15 protein-coding genes are annotated in these 16,091 nt (G+C 35.3%); 4 read left to right on the forward strand and 11 right to left on the reverse strand.

All coding sequences use genetic code 11. The features are described from left to right. Positions 1-11: 11 nt before the first annotated feature. Positions 12-1,253, forward strand: a complete 1,242-nt coding sequence (locus IEW94_RS04455; protein ID WP_188650431.1) for an ABC transporter permease — start codon at positions 12-14, stop codon at positions 1,251-1,253. Between the two features lie 3 nt (positions 1,254-1,256). Here the strand turns inward: IEW94_RS04455 and IEW94_RS04460 are convergent, their stop codons facing one another. From IEW94_RS04460 to rpsF, 4 genes are all read right to left on the reverse strand, one after another. Then, on the reverse strand, positions 1,257-1,724 hold the full coding sequence (locus tag IEW94_RS04460; protein WP_188650433.1) for a DUF6495 family protein: 468 nt from the start codon (positions 1,722-1,724) through the stop codon (positions 1,257-1,259). 102 nt (positions 1,725-1,826) lie between these two features. Then, positions 1,827-2,288, reverse strand: a complete 462-nt coding sequence (rplI, locus tag IEW94_RS04465) for a 50S ribosomal protein L9 (RefSeq protein ID WP_188650435.1) — start codon at positions 2,286-2,288, stop codon at positions 1,827-1,829. A gap of 13 nt (positions 2,289-2,301) precedes the next feature. Continuing rightward, positions 2,302-2,598, reverse strand: coding sequence for a 30S ribosomal protein S18 (rpsR, locus tag IEW94_RS04470; protein WP_188650437.1), 297 nt, complete (start codon positions 2,596-2,598; stop codon positions 2,302-2,304). A gap of 2 nt (positions 2,599-2,600) precedes the next feature. After that, the gene (gene rpsF / locus IEW94_RS04475; RefSeq protein ID WP_188650439.1) at positions 2,601-2,939 is read right to left on the reverse strand and encodes a 30S ribosomal protein S6; all 339 of its coding nucleotides are present in this window, start codon (positions 2,937-2,939) and stop codon (positions 2,601-2,603) included. A gap of 195 nt (positions 2,940-3,134) precedes the next feature. On the opposite strand from rpsF, the gene IEW94_RS04480 reads away from it, so the two are divergent. Further along, entirely contained in the window at positions 3,135-3,830 is a 696-nt protein-coding gene (locus IEW94_RS04480) for a LytR/AlgR family response regulator transcription factor (RefSeq protein WP_188650441.1), read from the forward strand. 9 nt (positions 3,831-3,839) lie between these two features. Here the strand turns inward: IEW94_RS04480 and priA are convergent, their stop codons facing one another. The 3 genes from priA to nadC all read right to left on the reverse strand — a co-directional run bounded on the left by priA (position 3,840) and on the right by nadC (position 8,193). Continuing rightward, on the reverse strand, positions 3,840-6,293 hold the full coding sequence (gene priA / locus IEW94_RS04485) for a replication restart helicase PriA (RefSeq protein ID WP_188650443.1): 2,454 nt from the start codon (positions 6,291-6,293) through the stop codon (positions 3,840-3,842). Between the two features lie 3 nt (positions 6,294-6,296). Further along, on the reverse strand, positions 6,297-7,238 hold the full coding sequence (locus IEW94_RS04490) for a YihY/virulence factor BrkB family protein (protein WP_188650445.1): 942 nt from the start codon (positions 7,236-7,238) through the stop codon (positions 6,297-6,299). A gap of 94 nt (positions 7,239-7,332) precedes the next feature. After that, the gene (gene nadC / locus IEW94_RS04495; RefSeq protein ID WP_188650447.1) at positions 7,333-8,193 is read right to left on the reverse strand and encodes a carboxylating nicotinate-nucleotide diphosphorylase; all 861 of its coding nucleotides are present in this window, start codon (positions 8,191-8,193) and stop codon (positions 7,333-7,335) included. Positions 8,194-8,318: 125 nt separating this feature from the next. On the opposite strand from nadC, the gene rlmH reads away from it, so the two are divergent. After that, positions 8,319-8,792: a 23S rRNA (pseudouridine(1915)-N(3))-methyltransferase RlmH gene (gene rlmH / locus IEW94_RS04500; RefSeq protein ID WP_188650449.1), complete on the forward strand. Its 474-nt coding sequence runs from the start codon at positions 8,319-8,321 to the stop codon at positions 8,790-8,792. Here the strand turns inward: rlmH and IEW94_RS04505 are convergent, their stop codons facing one another. The 4 genes from IEW94_RS04505 to IEW94_RS04520 all read right to left on the reverse strand — a co-directional run bounded on the left by IEW94_RS04505 (position 8,793) and on the right by IEW94_RS04520 (position 15,405). Beyond that, on the reverse strand, positions 8,793-10,862 hold the full coding sequence (locus tag IEW94_RS04505; RefSeq protein ID WP_188650451.1) for a M3 family metallopeptidase: 2,070 nt from the start codon (positions 10,860-10,862) through the stop codon (positions 8,793-8,795). A gap of 47 nt (positions 10,863-10,909) precedes the next feature. Beyond that, entirely contained in the window at positions 10,910-11,464 is a 555-nt protein-coding gene (locus IEW94_RS04510) for a GDSL-type esterase/lipase family protein (RefSeq protein WP_188650453.1), read from the reverse strand. Positions 11,465-11,491: 27 nt separating this feature from the next. After that, positions 11,492-13,102, reverse strand: coding sequence for an AMP-binding protein (locus tag IEW94_RS04515; protein WP_188650455.1), 1,611 nt, complete (start codon positions 13,100-13,102; stop codon positions 11,492-11,494). An 86-nt stretch (positions 13,103-13,188) separates the two neighbouring features. Beyond that, entirely contained in the window at positions 13,189-15,405 is a 2,217-nt protein-coding gene (locus IEW94_RS04520; RefSeq protein WP_188650457.1) for a M1 family metallopeptidase, read from the reverse strand. Between the two features lie 112 nt (positions 15,406-15,517). On the opposite strand from IEW94_RS04520, the gene IEW94_RS04525 reads away from it, so the two are divergent. Further along, positions 15,518-16,090, forward strand: coding sequence for a non-canonical purine NTP diphosphatase (locus IEW94_RS04525; protein ID WP_188650459.1), 573 nt, complete (start codon positions 15,518-15,520; stop codon positions 16,088-16,090). The last annotated feature ends 1 nt before the right edge of the window (position 16,091 follow it).

Here is a 16,091-nt window from a genome sequence, read left to right on the forward strand (position 1 = left end):
AATACCACTCTATGTTTTCACTAGTGCGCGAAAATATCAGGATTGCCTTTGATTCCATAAAAAGTCAATTGCTGCGAACCGTTTTGACAATCTTGATCATAGCTATTGGTATAACCGCTCTTGTGGGCATTTTAAGTTCTATTTCTGCCCTTGAAAACACCATTTCGGGTAATTTCTCGTCCATGGGCTCTAACACCTTTAACATTCAGCGTGAAGAGTTTGCCATAGAGCGTCATGGCGGTGGCCAAAGACAAAAGCAAAACCCCATTATCACCTATGCTGAGGCCAAAGACTTTATGGACACCTACAAGTACCCATTGACCAAAATATCATTGATGTTCAATGGCACTAGTTCTGCTGAAATTAAATATGAAAACAAAAAAACAGATCCTGACGTTTTGGTTGTTGGAGCAAACGAGAACTTTATTCAAAACTCTGGGCTTAAAATTGCTAAAGGACGTGAGTTTAATGTGTTTGATGTTGATAACAATAACAATGTTTGTGTGATAGGAAGCGATTTGGAGAAAGAATTTTTCAGTACGCTTAACCCCATCAATCAAACCATAAGTATAAGAGGCCATAAATTTAAGGTTATTGGCACATTGGAATCCCAAAAAACAGGTTTTAACAGTAAGGAAAATTACCGTGTTATCATTCCTATAAAATTAGCGCGTTCTATATTTACCAATGCCAACATCAATTATGGCTTGAGCGTTATGGTAGAAAAAAAGGAATTACTGGACAATGCCAAGGATGAAGCGGTTTATACCTTTAGGAACATTAGAAAACTAAAACCTATTGAAGACAACGATTTTGCTGTTGAAAGCAGTGAGGATTTGATTAACAAAGTTGCTTCCATAACAGAATATCTTTATATGGCTGCCTGGGTGATTAGCATCATTACTATTTTTGGTTCGTCAATAGCCTTGATGAACATCATGTTTGTTAGTGTTACGGAACGCACACGTGAAATTGGTGTTAGAAAGGCACTGGGCGCCAAACGTAAAACCATTGCCTCTCAATTTTTTATTGAGACCATTATAGTAAGCCAATTAGGTGGTATTTTGGGAATTATTTTAGGCCTTCTTGTCGGTTTAGGATTATCCGCCGCTGCGGGGTTTAACTTCACAACGCCTTGGTTGGCCATGATTAGTGCCTTTTCAATTGCGTTTGTTGTAGCCTTGATTTCTGGTTCTTTGCCAGCTATTAAGGCCTCAAAACTAGACCCTATTGAATCGCTGCGTTATGAATAAGGATTAGTTAATCAGCTTATCAAAAAATTTAAACAAATCCCCTTTTGTGATAACGGCCCCTTGCTCAATCAATTTGAATTTATCCAGATTTTTATCATCTGAATAGTCCTTTTTAGCCTGCAAAAATTCCACATGATCATCCATGAGGTTTTCACGCAACCAATTATAACCCTCTGTGGTTGTCAAGTCTTGGTCGTTTTTAAGCGTTACGGCTATAACGTGCATGTTATCATCATTCAAACTGAACAGATGCATTTGTTTTGGTGAAATGTGTTCTAAATACTTGGCCGCACTCAAGGCGCCTTCCCAAATTAAATCACTGAATACATCCAACTCTATTTCAGCAAGTTCTGGTTTGTTTTCTTTTAAGTTCTTCCACTCGTCTGCCGTAATGGATTGGGTTGCCAAAAAATTAATGAACTCTTTTTCCAGTTCTTCAAATTGCTCTTTGGTAAGTCTTGAATATTTCATAAGCCCTCTTAATCTCCCCAAAGGAGAAACATTAATTAGTAAAAAACCAAAAGCCTCATTCCAATAAAGGATTGAGGCTTTTATAAAATTCTATCTTGAAAATTATGCTTGTGCTATAACTTCAAAAGGAACATCAAAAACCACTTCTCTGTGCAAACGTACTACGGCATTGTACTGTCCTAAGCGTTTGATGTTTCCACCGGTTATTGTAATATATTTTTTATCAACAGAGATACCTTCTTTTTCAAAAATCTCAACTAAATCTGCTTTGGTCACAGAACCAAATAATTTATCTCCAGCTGAAGCACCTTCTGTAGCTTTAGCGGTAATTTTAATATCCAATGCTTTGATAGCTTCTGCTAATTTATTGGCATCTTCAATTAATTTTTTATCCTTAAAAGCTCTTTGTTTTAATGTTTCTGCCAATACTTTTTTAGCTGAAATAGTAGCTAAAATAGCCTGTCCTTGAGGAATCAAAAAATTTCTACCATAACCGTTCTTAACTGTTACAATATCGTCTTTAAATCCTAAATTTTCAACGTCTTGTTTTAATATAAGTTCCATAGTTATGCTATTATTATTTTAACAAATCAGCCACGTATGGCATTAATGCTAAGTGACGGGCTCTTTTTACGGCCACTGATACTTTTCTTTGATACTTTAATGAAGTTCCTGTTAAACGTCTTGGTAAGATTTTACCTTGTTCGTTCACAAATTTCAATAAGAAATCTGGGTCTTTGTAATCAATATATTTAATTCCAGACTTTTTGAAACGACAATACTTTTTGGTTTTGTTTGTTTCGATGTTCAACGGGGTTAAATACCTGATTTCCCCGTCTTTTTTTCCTTTGGATTGTTGTTCTATACTTGACATAATTACGCTTTAGCTTTAAGTTTTTCTCTTCTTCTTTCTGCCCAAGCAACAGCGTGCTTGTCTAGTTTTACAGTTAAGTAACGCATAAAACGCTCGTCACGTCTAAATTCCAATTCTAATGCACCAATGGCTTCGCCATCTACAGTGTATTCAAATAAGTGATAAAAACCACTTTTCTTGTTTTGGATTGGGTAAGCTAATTTCTTTAGGCCCCAGTCTTCTTTTGATATCATCTTAGCTCCTCTAGAAACAAGAAAATCTTCGTATTTCTTTACTGTTTCCTTTATCTGGTCTTCAGATAAAACGGGATTTAAGATGAAAACAGTTTCATAATGATTCATAAAAATCTATTTTATTGTTAAAAATGGGTGCAAAAATAACGTATTTATTTATATATTGCAAGCATAATCCTTCCATATTTATGACATTTTACAAATGTTAAATTTTTGTTAAAATAAACAGTTTACCGATGTTTTTTGGTTTTTAACCGAATTTTTTGTAATATTGTCGATATCTTAACCGAAATAATAAATGTTATGACTTTAAACTGTGTAGTAGTAGACGATTCAGCGATACAGCGTCTCTCTATTGTAAAGCTTGTAGAGAATCACCCCGCTCTCAACTTAATTGCAGAGTACAGTAGTGCTTTAGAAACCAAAAATGGTTTAAACAACAATCAAGTTGACCTTATCTTTCTAGATATAGAAATGCCTGTTTTAAACGGGTTTGAACTATTGGATGTTTTAAACAACAAACCTCAAATTATCTTTGTAACCGGTAAAACAGAATATGCTTTTAAAGCATTTAACTATGACGCCACCGATTACTTACACAAACCAATTACCAGAGAACGTTTTAATGTGTCAGTTGAAAAAGCACTTGAGCAGCATAAACTGACTATGGACTTTAATGAAGAAGAGGGTGAACACATCTTTGTAAAGAGCAATCTTAAAAAACGTAAAGTTTACATCAAGGATATAAAATGGATTGAAGCACTTGGTGACTATGTAAAACTAGTAACCGAAGAAAATAGCTTAGTGGTTTTATCTACCATGAAATCATTTGAAAAAGAATTACCTGAGAACAAGTTCTTAAGAATTCACAAATCTTATATTGTTAATCTGGATAAAATAGACAGGTTTAACAGTAAAAACGTTGAAGTTGGTGCGTATGAAATTCCTTTGAGCAGGAACAAAAAAACCCAACTTGTTGATGCTTTAAATAATATTTAATTTAAAACACTAAAAGTTATCGACGTTTAATATTACCTTAACTGACCTAAATTCCTTTATACTCAAGAAGCTGTTATTAACTTTAATAACGGCTTCTTTCGTTTTTGATAACGATTGTTTTTTCGGGATTTTAATCAATATGTTTTTATGGAACTGATTTCTAATCCTGCCAATTGGGGGCGACTCTGGCCCTAAAATAGCATCACCAAAAATCTGCCGTAATGATTTAGCGTACCAAATAGAACCCATATCTACTTTATTATAATCCTTATGTTTTAAGGTGATTTTTATTTGTTTGTAAATAGGTGGGTATTTATAATTATACCTTTCATTCATTTGCTCTTTGTACATACCCATATAGTCATTGGTGGAGACTTGCTGTAAAATAGTGTGATATGGATTGTAGGTTTGAATCAACACTTTGCCCCTATCATCTGTTCTACCCGCTCGACCCGATACTTGCAGCAATAGTTGGAAACTTCGCTCATGAGCCCTAAAGTCAGGAAAATTAAGCATGTTATCAGCATTCAAAACACCTACTAATTTTACATTCCTAAAATCCAACCCTTTAGTCAGCATTTGGGTACCGACCAAAATATCAACTTCTTGTTGCTCAAAAGCCGTGATTATTTTTTCATACCCATATTTTCCCCGTGTGGTATCCAAATCCATACGAGCCACCTTATAATCTGGAAATAGAATTTTGACTTCCTCCTCAATCTGTTCGGTACCAAACCCTTTGCTATCCAGTTCTACACTGCCACAAGCAGAGCAGTTTTTTAGCATGACCGTGTGATAACCACAATAATGACAACGCAACTGGTCTCTGTATTGATGATAGGTCAAACTCACATCACAATTGGGACACTGTGGTGAATGCCCACAGGTGTTGCACTCCACAATGGGTGAAAATCCTCGTCTGTTTTGAAACAATATAATTTGTTGGCCTTCACTTAAAGCCTCTGTCATATCGTCGATAAGTCTATCGCTAAAATGGCCTTTCATAAGCTTTCGCTTATGCTTGTCCTTGATATCAACCAATTCAATGTCTGGCATCAACACATTGTTATAGCGCATATTGATTTCAACCAAACCATATTTGTTTTGTTGTGCATTAAAATAGCTTTCCAAACTTGGTGTTGCCGATCCTAAAAGCGTTTTGGAATGGTGTATGTTTGCAAGCACAATAGCCGTATCACGCGCATGATATCTTGGTGCGGGATCAAATTGCTTAAAGGATTGTTCATGTTCCTCATCCACAATAATTAGCCCTAAATTATCAAATGGTAAAAAAATAGATGAACGGGCCCCTAATACTATTTGCGCTTTGGAGTTGTTTTCAAGAACATGGTTCCAGACCTCAACCCGCTCTTGCGATGAATATTTTGAATGGTATATGGCAACCTGTTCTCCAAAATAATTTTGCAATCGGGTTACTAATTGTGTTGTCAATGCTATTTCAGGTAATAAATACAGCACTTGTTTTCCTAACGCCAAGGTGTCTTCTATTAATTTCACATACACCTCTGTCTTGCCTGACGATGTGACACCATGAAGCAAGGCTATATTTTGGTTTTTAAATGATTCCTTGATTTCTTGTAAAGCTATTGTCTGAAACTCATTCAAGACTTTTGAGACCTCATTATCGTCTCCAGAATACTGTACCCTATCGGTTTGAATGTAATATTCTTCAAGAATACTTTTGTCTATGAGCGTTTTTACAATGGCATGGGATGCGTCACTTTCGTCAATTAAATCTGAAACCTTGACCGGCTTTTTGGTTTTGGCCGAAACCGAAAACAAGGTCAAAACCACTTGGCTTTGTTTAGGTGCTCTTTTTAAATCATTCAATAAAGTTTGAAGTGCTTTTTCTGAAGCAAACCGACTGTGAAGCTTGACGTATCTGACCAGTTTTGGTTTATACTTTTCATATATCTCCTCTTCAACAAAAACAGCATCTTTATCCAACAATCGTTTAATGACCGGTAAGACGTTTTTTTTATCAAGAATATTGGCAATATCATGAATTTTTAAAGACGATTGATGGTGTAGTGCTTCATAAACCAAAAAGTCATCATCCTTTAGTTCAGAGTCATTCAGTGTTTTATTGGTATTTAAAATAATAACCGTTTCGCTTTCCAAAATAAATGCATTGGGCAAAGCTGCTCGCATAACATCACCCATGGTGCACAGGTAATAACTGGCAATCCATTCCCAAAGTTGTATTTGCTTTGCGTTGACTATGGGCTGTTCATCCAAAATTTGATGAATGTCCTTAGCCTCATAAACTTGAGGCGCATTGGTATGTATTCTATAAACAATCCCTGTGTAAATTTTTGACTTCCCAAAGGGAACCGAAACCCGTGAGCCCACTTTCAAAAAATCAGCTTCTGATGCTGTTATGCTATATGTGAATAATTTTTCAAGAGGAATAGGAAGTATGATATCTATAAAATAGTTCATGATCTAAACCCGTTTTCTAAGTTTGTTCAGAGAGGCATTCAATTCATATCCCAATAGCAAAATATTGGAATTAAGCCATAGGTAAAACAATAAGATCAAGAGCGCCCCTATGGAGCCGTATAGTTTATTGTATTGGGCAAAATTTTCAATGTAAATTCCAAACAAATACGATGTTAAAATAATAAGCAAGGTGGTAAACAAGGCCCCTACCGAAAAGAATTTGGAATACCTACCCTCCTTGGTTCCAAAATAATACAAAGTGGCCGTTGCCAAATAAACCATAATCACAAAGAAGAAATATTTAGCAACATCAAACCAAAACACACTTTGCGATTGTACTTCATAGCCTTTATCGGCAAGTGTGTCCAATAATTTTTGGATGAAGAAGATTTGAAAATATCCCAAAACAACAATTGTAAAAATCAAAAGAAAGGCTAAAATCAATGCCACGCCCAAAGCATATAAATACTGCCTGAACACATTGCGCGACAATTGCTGGTGATAGGAGTTTTCAAATCCTGAAAACACGGCATTGACACCATTTCCCATTAAAAAAATAGATAACAAAAAAACGGTTGAAACCAAACCGCCTCGTTGGGATTGATCGATGTTCTCAAAAATGTTTTGAATGAAAAAATCTGAGGTATTTGGTGGCAAAAATGAATTCAAGAACTGTAAAAACTCTATTTTGAAATCGTCAATGGGCACATAAGGAATAACAATAAGTACAAATAATAAAAAAGGAAATAATGCCATAAAAAAACTAAAAGCAATAGCACTGGCACGTGTAGTTAAAGCACCTTTGACTATTCCAATAACATAAAGCTCCATTAAATCATAAAAAGAGAGCCCTTCAAGACCAGGGAGTTTTATTTTTTTTAAAAATCTGACTAGAAAATTGACAATGGGTATGGTATCTAGCTTGTCTTCAATGGGCTTTGTCATTAATAATTGTATCTGTTATTTTAGGTAAAGTTATTAAATTAAAAAATTAATTTACTTACTACCTTAACAAATTCAAAAACTGATAATGTATCTTCTATTTAATGGCCTTCAAGCTCAAGTCCATATTGTGGACAGAGTGTGTTAACGCACCACATGAAATGTAGTTAACACCACACTCAGCATAATGCCTAATAGTTGCTTCATTGATATTACCCGATGATTCAATCAAACATTTATTGCCAATTAACTTTACGGCCTTTTTGGTGTCTTCGTAGTCAAAATTATCCAACAGGATTCTGTAAACACCATCACTTCTTAAAATCTCATTGACTTCAGCCAGGTCCCTAGCTTCAACCATGATGTCCAAATCTCTATCGGTGTCCTTTAGATATTGCTTGGCCATTTCTATAGCTTTGGTAATGCCTCCAGCAAAATCAATATGATTATCCTTGAGCATAATCATATCATATAAGGCAAACCTGTGGTTTTCACCACCACCAATCTTAACGGCCCATTTTTCAAGCGCCCTAATGCCTGGCGTTGTTTTTCGGGTGTCCAATATTTTGGTTCTGGTGCCCCGCAATAAATCCACAAACATTTTGGTCTTGGTTGCTATGGCACTCATACGCTGCATGGCATTCAAAACAGTACGCTCAGCTTTTAAAATTGACTGCGGCGAGCCATCAATATACATCACAACATCACCAAAAGAGACTTCTGCACCATCTTCTATGAGTGTTTCTACACGTAACGTTTTATCAACATAAGCAAATACTTTTTTGGCAAAAGAAACACCAGCAATAATACCTTTATCCTTTACTAAAAGTTTGGCTCTACCCCTTGCTCCATCAGGAATACAAGCTAGTGAACTATGATCACCATCACCAACATCTTCTCGAATAGCATTTGCTATGATGAGCTCGATCTCTTTATCAAATTGTTCTTTAGTTATCATTAGTTAGAGAATTTAACGCTAAAATAATAAATTGATTTGCTTTATTTGATTTTAGAATTATGAATTTTATAAAATTTAGGTATATAAATCCATTATTGATAATTTTCAAATTGTAATTTTGTGGTATGACCATAAAACTCCTAGCCATTGGCAAAACAGACAATGCGTCGCTTATAGCTTTAATTGATGATTACCAAAAGCGCTTAAACTTCTATATTAAGTTTAATTTGGAAATTATTCCTGATATCAAAAAAGCCAAAAACCTAAGCGAAGCACAACAAAAGCAAAAGGAAGGCGAACTAATTTTGAGTTCAATAAGTACATCTGATATTTTGATTTTATTGGATGAAAATGGCAAACAAATGGATTCCGTTGCGTTTTCAAACTACTTACAAAAACACATGAACTCAGGTATCAAACAATTGGTGTTTGCTATAGGCGGCCCCTATGGTTTTTCAGAAGATGTATATAAACAAGCACAAGGAAAACTATCCCTTTCAAAAATGACCTTTTCGCACCAAATGGTTCGCTTATTTTTTATTGAACAATTGTATAGAGGGTTCACTATTTTAAGGAATGAACCCTATCACCACAGATAGCTATTCCAATCCCAAACTTTTTAGATACGCTTTGTTGTTTGAAGGTCTTCCTAAAAATTCCTCAACTTGTTTGACAATGTCATGCTGGCTGCCATTGGCCAGTATTAATTTTCGGTATCTTATCCCTGTTTTTGTATCTTCCAATCCGTTTTTTTCAAAAACTGTAAACATGTCCTGTGCATAAACTTCACTCCACAAATAGCCATACATATAAACTGGATGGGTGTTGATGTGTATCCAGCAAGATTGAGGATGGGTTCCTTCTACATATAATGGCAAGACCCCTAATTCATCATCTATTTTAACCCACAGTGAATCTGTATTTATTGGATGTTCAGGATTGTACTTGTCATATAAATTCATATCATAAATACAGTATCGTAAAGATCGTTGCAAGCCCAAACCAGAAGACAGGTTTTTGGCATTTTTTAAGTTATCAAACATTGTTTTAGGCAGAACCTCTCCGGTTTTGTAATGCTTCGCAAAACTACTCACAACACTGTAGTCCCTAATCCAGTTTTCAAACATTTGCGACATGGCCTCGGCAAAATCGCGTTTAGAACTCTGTTGCAAACTATACTCCCCTTCATATGAAACGCCTTCCATAATATGTCCAAACTCATGAAACAAAGTGTTCAATTCTCCATAACTTAATAGTGAAGGCAGGTCCTTCGTAGGTTTTGTGAAATTTCCCAACAACATTCTCACAGGAATCTGATAACCCTCTTGGGTGCTTTTTCCATTGGACAAACTCATCCCATAAAACCAAGATTCTTTGTTAGGTCTTGGATATAAATCCAAGTAGAAACGTCCTTTAAGTTTATCTCCTTCATAAACATCATACAATTCTACATCTGGACTCCAAACTGAGGCATTTTCAATTTTTTTGAACTGTAATCCCAACAATTTTTCATAAATGGCCATCATCCCTTTTAAACACGCATCCATAGGTAAGTACTCACGCAACTTTTCACCATCAACATCATACTTTGTCTTTAAAATTTGATTGTTATAGTAACTTATATTCCACGGTTTTACGGGATTATCACTTACCTCATGTTGCTCTTTGTTCCTCATGGCATCCAGGACTTCAACATCATGTATAGCTTTATCCTTGGATTTATCCACAAGGTCATTTAAAAAATTCCAGACATTTTTAGGGTTCTTAGCCATTTTAGGCACTAAATTATAAGCGGCATACGTGTCATACCCCATGATTTTTGCCAACTGATAGCGCTTACTTATCAATGAATCCAGTATAGTCAAATTTTTACTGGCACCTCTATTATTAAACTTGACATAGAACTCCTTTCTGGTTTGCTCACTTTTGGCATTGCTCATAATTGGTCCAGAAGTAGCATTTATAACAGGTATTTCATAATTATTTTCAGAAACCTTATAGGTGTTTTTAATTGTTTCTGGCAATCCTTCTGCGCCTTTAGAATCCAATTTCAAAGTATCATCTGCTGTATTCATGTTTATAGAATACCGAGATGTCAAATCTGATATTTCAGCTTTCAACTTTTTAAAAGCTTCAAGTTTATCATTTTCCAAATTGACTCCAGAGAGCTTAAAGTTTTCTATGATGTCATCAACAAAACGTTTTCTGTGTCCTTGCAATGATGTATATCCTGTTGAATTTGAAAATTTTTCAAACTGATTGTAGAGTTCCTTATCAGAATTGATGACCGTGTTGACTGAGTCAATTTTTTTTGAATACTCCAATCCTTTTGCTCTTGTCAAAGAATCTGTAGATGCCCAATATAGCATAAATGCATTATTATTTGCAATGCTTAGACTGTTTTGCACATCATCAAATGCTACAAAAGTATTATCTAAATTAGGTTCTCCAATTTTTTTTATTTCTTCTATATCCAAAGCTGCATTTTTAATGACAACATTGGCATATTCAACAACATCATCACTGGTAACATTAGCATAGTCAATAGGTTGATTTAATTGTGTGTTAAAAGGATTGTTGTCTGACATTTTTGCCTTTTCAACCTTTTTGTCTTTTGAACAAGCAATCAATGAAATAGAAATAATAAGGGCGTAAAGTGTGGTTTTCATGTGAAAAAATTTAAAAAATCATATAAATATAACACTAAAAACCATACTTAAATGATGGTTTCAAGTTTATCTTGAACAAGGCTGGCCATCACTTGATGTCCATGTGCATTGTAATGAATACCATCATCCATAAAACAATCTTGAGTCATGCTTTTTGAGAAATGGATGTAATGTGTGTCTTTGTTTATGCAATGATTGATTAAAATCTGCTGAAAACTCCTGATGCATTCTGAATAATCTTCGCCAACAAAATTGAGTTCATTGAGATTAAACGAGGGTGTTGGAATGCCAATAATAGGAATACTATTAGCATAAACCGCTTGCTTGGTCATGGCATAAATATTTGAAATAATGTGCTCGTCCTTCAAACCAAACCAAAGGTCATTGGTACCCCCAAAAATCAACGTATGGGTTGGTTTAACCTCTATTAATTTATTCATAAATCTACTTAACATTCCAGAAGCAGTATCTCCATTTATTCCGTAGTTAAAAACCTTAATATCTAAACTTTTTTCAAGCAAATTGGTCCAACGTTTTGATGGCTCCATTTCATATCCGTAGGTTAAGCTATCGCCTATACACAGAAGTTTTGTGGTATTCATTATTCAAAAATTATTTTATCATGGCTTTCAAACCATTGTTTGTAATAAGGTTAGTATTTTCTCAATACTATTGCGCTTTACTTTTAGCGTTGGCGTAGTCAAGCCATTATCAACATTCCAATCCTCTTTCATGATCACTACCTTTTCAATTTTTTCATGCTTTTCATAATTTGGACTGATTTGTTCAAGGGTATTTATTAATCCTGAACATAAATCGGCTTTTGATTTTGATTTACCCAACTCAGACAACGTGATTAATGCAATAGGCTGCGGAATACCCGTCCCTACCACACATATTTGTTCAATATCGGTGTTTTTTGACATATCCAGCTCTATGGGCCCAGGAGAAATGTATTTTCCTTTATCGGTTTTAAATTGATCCTTAATACGACCTGTAATAGTTAAAAAACCTTCATGGTCATATTCGCCAATATCACCTGTTTTAAAATAGCCGTCATCATCAAAAACAGAAGCTGTGATGTCTGGCGCTTTAAAATACCCAAGCATCAAGCAATTATTCTTTATTAAAATTTCGCCTTCTTGAGACAGCTTTATTTGAACATGATTCAGTTTTCTCCCAACCGTACCTATTTTATTAAAGCCCGGAAGGTTGAAATGCGACACACAACAATCTTCTGTCATGCCATATCCCTGATAAATAGTAATATCTAAACGGTTATACCACTTACAAAGACTTGACGATAGAGGCGCTGCAGCCGATGCTATATACTTAGCATGCTTCAATCCTAATTTTTGCTTTATTTTATTTTTAATAATTGTATTCAAAAGAGGAATTTTCAATAACACATTCAACTTATTCTGCGGCATGTTCTCTAAAATTTTCTCCTGGAATTTTGTCCATATTCTAGGTACCGCAAAAAACACATGAGGTTGGGTGCTTTCTAAATCCTTGGCAAAGGTTTCCAAAGATTCAGAAAATGATATCTGTGACCCTAACATGATACCGCCTGTAATAAATACGCGTTCCGCAACATGAGCCAAAGGCAGATAAGAAAACAAAGTTGAATGATTGGAAAGATTGAAAGACGTAGCCAGTGTTGAAATACTTTCTACAAAATTGCCAACCGTATGCATCACGCCTTTTGGATTGCCCGTTGTACCAGACGTGTAAATAATGGTATGTAAATTATCAGGTTTGGGTAATTTTATCTCTTGCAAAGTGTTTTGATTGTTTAATAACTCCTCCCAAGTCATACTTTCTTTCACGCCATAAAGACTGACAGAGATTTTTGGTATATTGGGAATACCTGATTTTTGCAACTCAAAATTATCCAGTTTTCCAATAATGATAGCTTTTGATTCGCTATGCTCAAGTATTTGATGAATACTGTCTGCATGTAATGTAGGGTAAATTGGAATCGACACATAACCGGCCATCATAATAGCCAAATCTGCCATGACCCAATGGGCACAGTTTTTTGACAACAACGCTATATGGCTTTGCTCAGGTAATTGAAGCTCTTTTAAGGCCAAAGCTATCTTACGAGCTTCTTCCCCAACCTTGGAAAACGAATATGAAACCACTTTTCCATCAACGGGCTGTTTTAAAAACACAGCATTGGGTGTTTGTGTTTCCCAATATAGAAAAGCCTCTAATGGTGAATTAAATTTTAACATCAATTTTTGGCTGGTTAGATATTAAATATAAGTAAAAGTTCAAACCAAAAAAAAACAATACTAAAAATACCTATTATTACCAGATACTAACTCTTTTCTTTAAACTTATCAAAATCTGATTTTTCATCTACTTTCGGAAAACTATTGTTGTTCCTTTCTGTATCAGCAAATTCAAAATTAGGATCTAAATTGACTTTAACCACTTCTTTATCTTTCACAAACGTTCTTTTAACTTCAGATTCATTTAATCGCCATACTTGGGCTGGAAGTTTGTCTATTTCAGTTGTTCCATCCTTAAAGACCCATTCTATGGTTACGGGCATAACCAATCCTCCTAAATTTTTTATGGTTACTTCATAGATATTTTTCCCTGAAAGTTGTTTACGCAATTCTGGCTCATTGAGTCGTGATAAAAATCCACCATAACTACTATCTGGTGTAGAATTCATTTTTATAATTTCTGATCCACTGGAAAAATCCATTGCTTTTTCTCCTGAATTATTGCCTTCAATCTTGCCTCTGGTTGTTTTCTTTTGGTCTTCAATATTCAAAGATTCTTCATAAACCTTAAACCACTTAACATCAGACAAATCCATATCAACATGATCAGTAGTGAAAAACCACCCTCTAAAGAACCAATCCAAATCCACCGCCGTAGCATCTTCCAAAGTTCTAAATAAATCACCTGGATTGGGATGTTTATATTTCCAACGGTTGCAATATTCCTTAAACGCCTGATCAAAAAGCTCTTTGCCAACAACCGAGTTTCTTAATATTTGAAACCCAACGGTTGGTTTAATATAAAAATTGTTTCCAAATTGCTTGAGCAATTCATTGTCTGAAGTAGTCATGATAGGTCTCATAATACTGGTATCACCACTCATAAAAGGCACAATACTTTCTGGTGTGGTTTGATCAAAATCCGGATACCGTTCAGCAATGGTCCGTTTATGGATAAACGTATTCAAACCTTCATCCATCCACATCCATTTACGCTCGTCGGAACTAATCATCATGGGAAACCAGTTATGTCCTACTTCATGAACAATAGTACCTATCATTCCTTCTTTTGCTCTTTGCGTCATCTTACCGTTTTGTGGCCGACCGCCATTAAAACTAATCATGGGAAATTCCATACCTATATTGGAGGTGTTGACTGAAATAGCCACTGGGTATGGATATTCAAAGGTAGATTCAGAATATACCTGTAACGCATTAACAACTGCTTTTGTTGATTCTTCCTGCCAAACAGGCAAACCCTCTTTTGGGTAAAAAGACATGGCCAATGTGGTATGATCTGAAAATTTCACGGCCTGTGCATCCCACATAAACTTACGGGAGGAAGCAAACGAAAAATCCCTCACATTGGTTGCCTTAAATTTCCAGGTTTTAAGTTTAGTTGATTTAGCTTTTTCATTAGCCACAGCCTCATCCTTGGTAACAATCAAAACAGGCTTATCAAAAGATGTTCTAGCTTCGGCCAACCGCTCTTGTTCTGATTTTGTAAGCACCTCTGATGGATTTTGCAACGCTCCGGTAGAAGCTACCACGTGATCGGCCGGTACAGTGATATTCACATCATAATTACCAAATTCCAAAGCGAACTCACCTAACCTTTGAAACTGTTGGTTTTGCCAACCCTCGGTGTCATTATAAACAGCCATTCTTGGAAACCAATGCGCAATCAAATACACTGTATTATCATCGTCAGGGAAATACTCATAGCCTTCACGTGAAAGCATAAACATGCTCCTATCGGTTATGGGATAAGACCATCCTATTGAAAAACTCAATGTTGAACCCGATTTAAGTGGCTCGTTAAGCAGCACTTTCATCATGGTATTATTAACCAAAGACTTGATAGCATTGCCATTGGAATCTTTTATGTATTTTATGGAATATCCCGCAGGAAAATCAATCGCCCTGGTTAAAAACTGCATCTGGCGTGTATTGATGCCATCTTTCAAATCATTCAATGAACCAAAGTCTTCACTTCCTTTTTTATTGACATTCTGTTCAAGCTGAATCCATAAATAGCTCAAATCGTCAGGAGAATTGTTATAATACGTAATGGTTTCTTCTCCAGAAATAGTATTATTTTGCTCATTTAAAAGTACATTGATTTTGTAATCTGCACGTTGTTGCCAATAATCTTTTCCGGGTGCACCACTGGCGGCACGATAGGTATTTGGTTGATCCACTAAACGGTCAATAGGTTCAAATTTACCTTGCCATGGTTTGTCTTGTGCATTAAGACCTTGAAACAACAAAGCTGAAAAGACAAAAGGAATTATAAATTTCATATTTATTTTTTTTATTGAAGGCTAAAAGTATAAAAAGTTTTGCTTGTTTTATATTTAATGGGTTTCAAGTCTTTTATTTATATTAAAATAAAAGTACTTTTATCATAAAAAAATGCAGCTTGTATTTGCCACCAATAATCTTAATAAACTTAAAGAAGTTCAGTTACTTATTCCAAAGCATATCAAACTATTAAGCTTGAATGATATTGGTTGCCTTGAGGATATTCCCGAAACACAAGACGCTATAGAAGGCAATGCCATTCAAAAAGCAAATTATATAAAGGAGCATTACGGTTATGATTGTTTTGCTGATGATACAGGGCTGGAAGTGGATATCCTAAATGGTGAGCCAGGCGTTTATTCTGCCCGATATGCTGGTCCACAACGCAATCCTGAAGACAATATAAATAAATTGCTTAATGCCTTACAAAACCAAACCAATAGAAACGCTCAGTTTAAGACCGTTATCGCCTTAAATATAGACCACAAAACGCAGACATTTACAGGTGTGTGCAAAGGCGAAATTACTAGTACTAAGCATGGCCAAAACGGGTTTGGTTATGACCCCATATTTAAACCTACCGGCTATAATGAAACCTTTGCAGAAATGGATTTATCGCTAAAAAACACCATTGGACATAGGGGAAAAGCCGTCTCTTTATTAGTTGATTTCCTAAATTCTTAAT

This window comes from Yeosuana aromativorans (genome assembly GCF_014646655.1).
GTDB classification, from domain to species: domain Bacteria; phylum Bacteroidota; class Bacteroidia; order Flavobacteriales; family Flavobacteriaceae; genus Yeosuana; species Yeosuana aromativorans.

Coding starts and splice junctions, on each gene's coding strand:
- IEW94_RS04455 (WP_188650431.1), top strand. CDS start 12: ATGTTTTCACTAGTGCGCGAAAATATCAGGATTGCCTTTGATTCCATA.
- IEW94_RS04460 (WP_188650433.1), bottom strand. CDS start 1,724: ATGAAATATTCAAGACTTACCAAAGAGCAATTTGAAGAACTGGAAAAA.
- rplI (WP_188650435.1), bottom strand. CDS start 2,288: ATGGAACTTATATTAAAACAAGACGTTGAAAATTTAGGATTTAAAGAC.
- rpsR (WP_188650437.1), bottom strand. CDS start 2,598: ATGTCAAGTATAGAACAACAATCCAAAGGAAAAAAAGACGGGGAAATC.
- rpsF (WP_188650439.1), bottom strand. CDS start 2,939: ATGAATCATTATGAAACTGTTTTCATCTTAAATCCCGTTTTATCTGAA.
- IEW94_RS04480 (WP_188650441.1), top strand. CDS start 3,135: ATGACTTTAAACTGTGTAGTAGTAGACGATTCAGCGATACAGCGTCTC.
- priA (WP_188650443.1), bottom strand. CDS start 6,293: ATGAACTATTTTATAGATATCATACTTCCTATTCCTCTTGAAAAATTA.
- IEW94_RS04490 (WP_188650445.1), bottom strand. CDS start 7,238: ATGACAAAGCCCATTGAAGACAAGCTAGATACCATACCCATTGTCAAT.
- nadC (WP_188650447.1), bottom strand. CDS start 8,193: ATGATAACTAAAGAACAATTTGATAAAGAGATCGAGCTCATCATAGCA.
- rlmH (WP_188650449.1), top strand. CDS start 8,319: ATGACCATAAAACTCCTAGCCATTGGCAAAACAGACAATGCGTCGCTT.
- IEW94_RS04505 (WP_188650451.1), bottom strand. CDS start 10,862: ATGAAAACCACACTTTACGCCCTTATTATTTCTATTTCATTGATTGCT.
- IEW94_RS04510 (WP_188650453.1), bottom strand. CDS start 11,464: ATGAATACCACAAAACTTCTGTGTATAGGCGATAGCTTAACCTACGGA.
- IEW94_RS04515 (WP_188650455.1), bottom strand. CDS start 13,102: ATGTTAAAATTTAATTCACCATTAGAGGCTTTTCTATATTGGGAAACA.
- IEW94_RS04520 (WP_188650457.1), bottom strand. CDS start 15,405: ATGAAATTTATAATTCCTTTTGTCTTTTCAGCTTTGTTGTTTCAAGGT.
- IEW94_RS04525 (WP_188650459.1), top strand. CDS start 15,518: ATGCAGCTTGTATTTGCCACCAATAATCTTAATAAACTTAAAGAAGTT.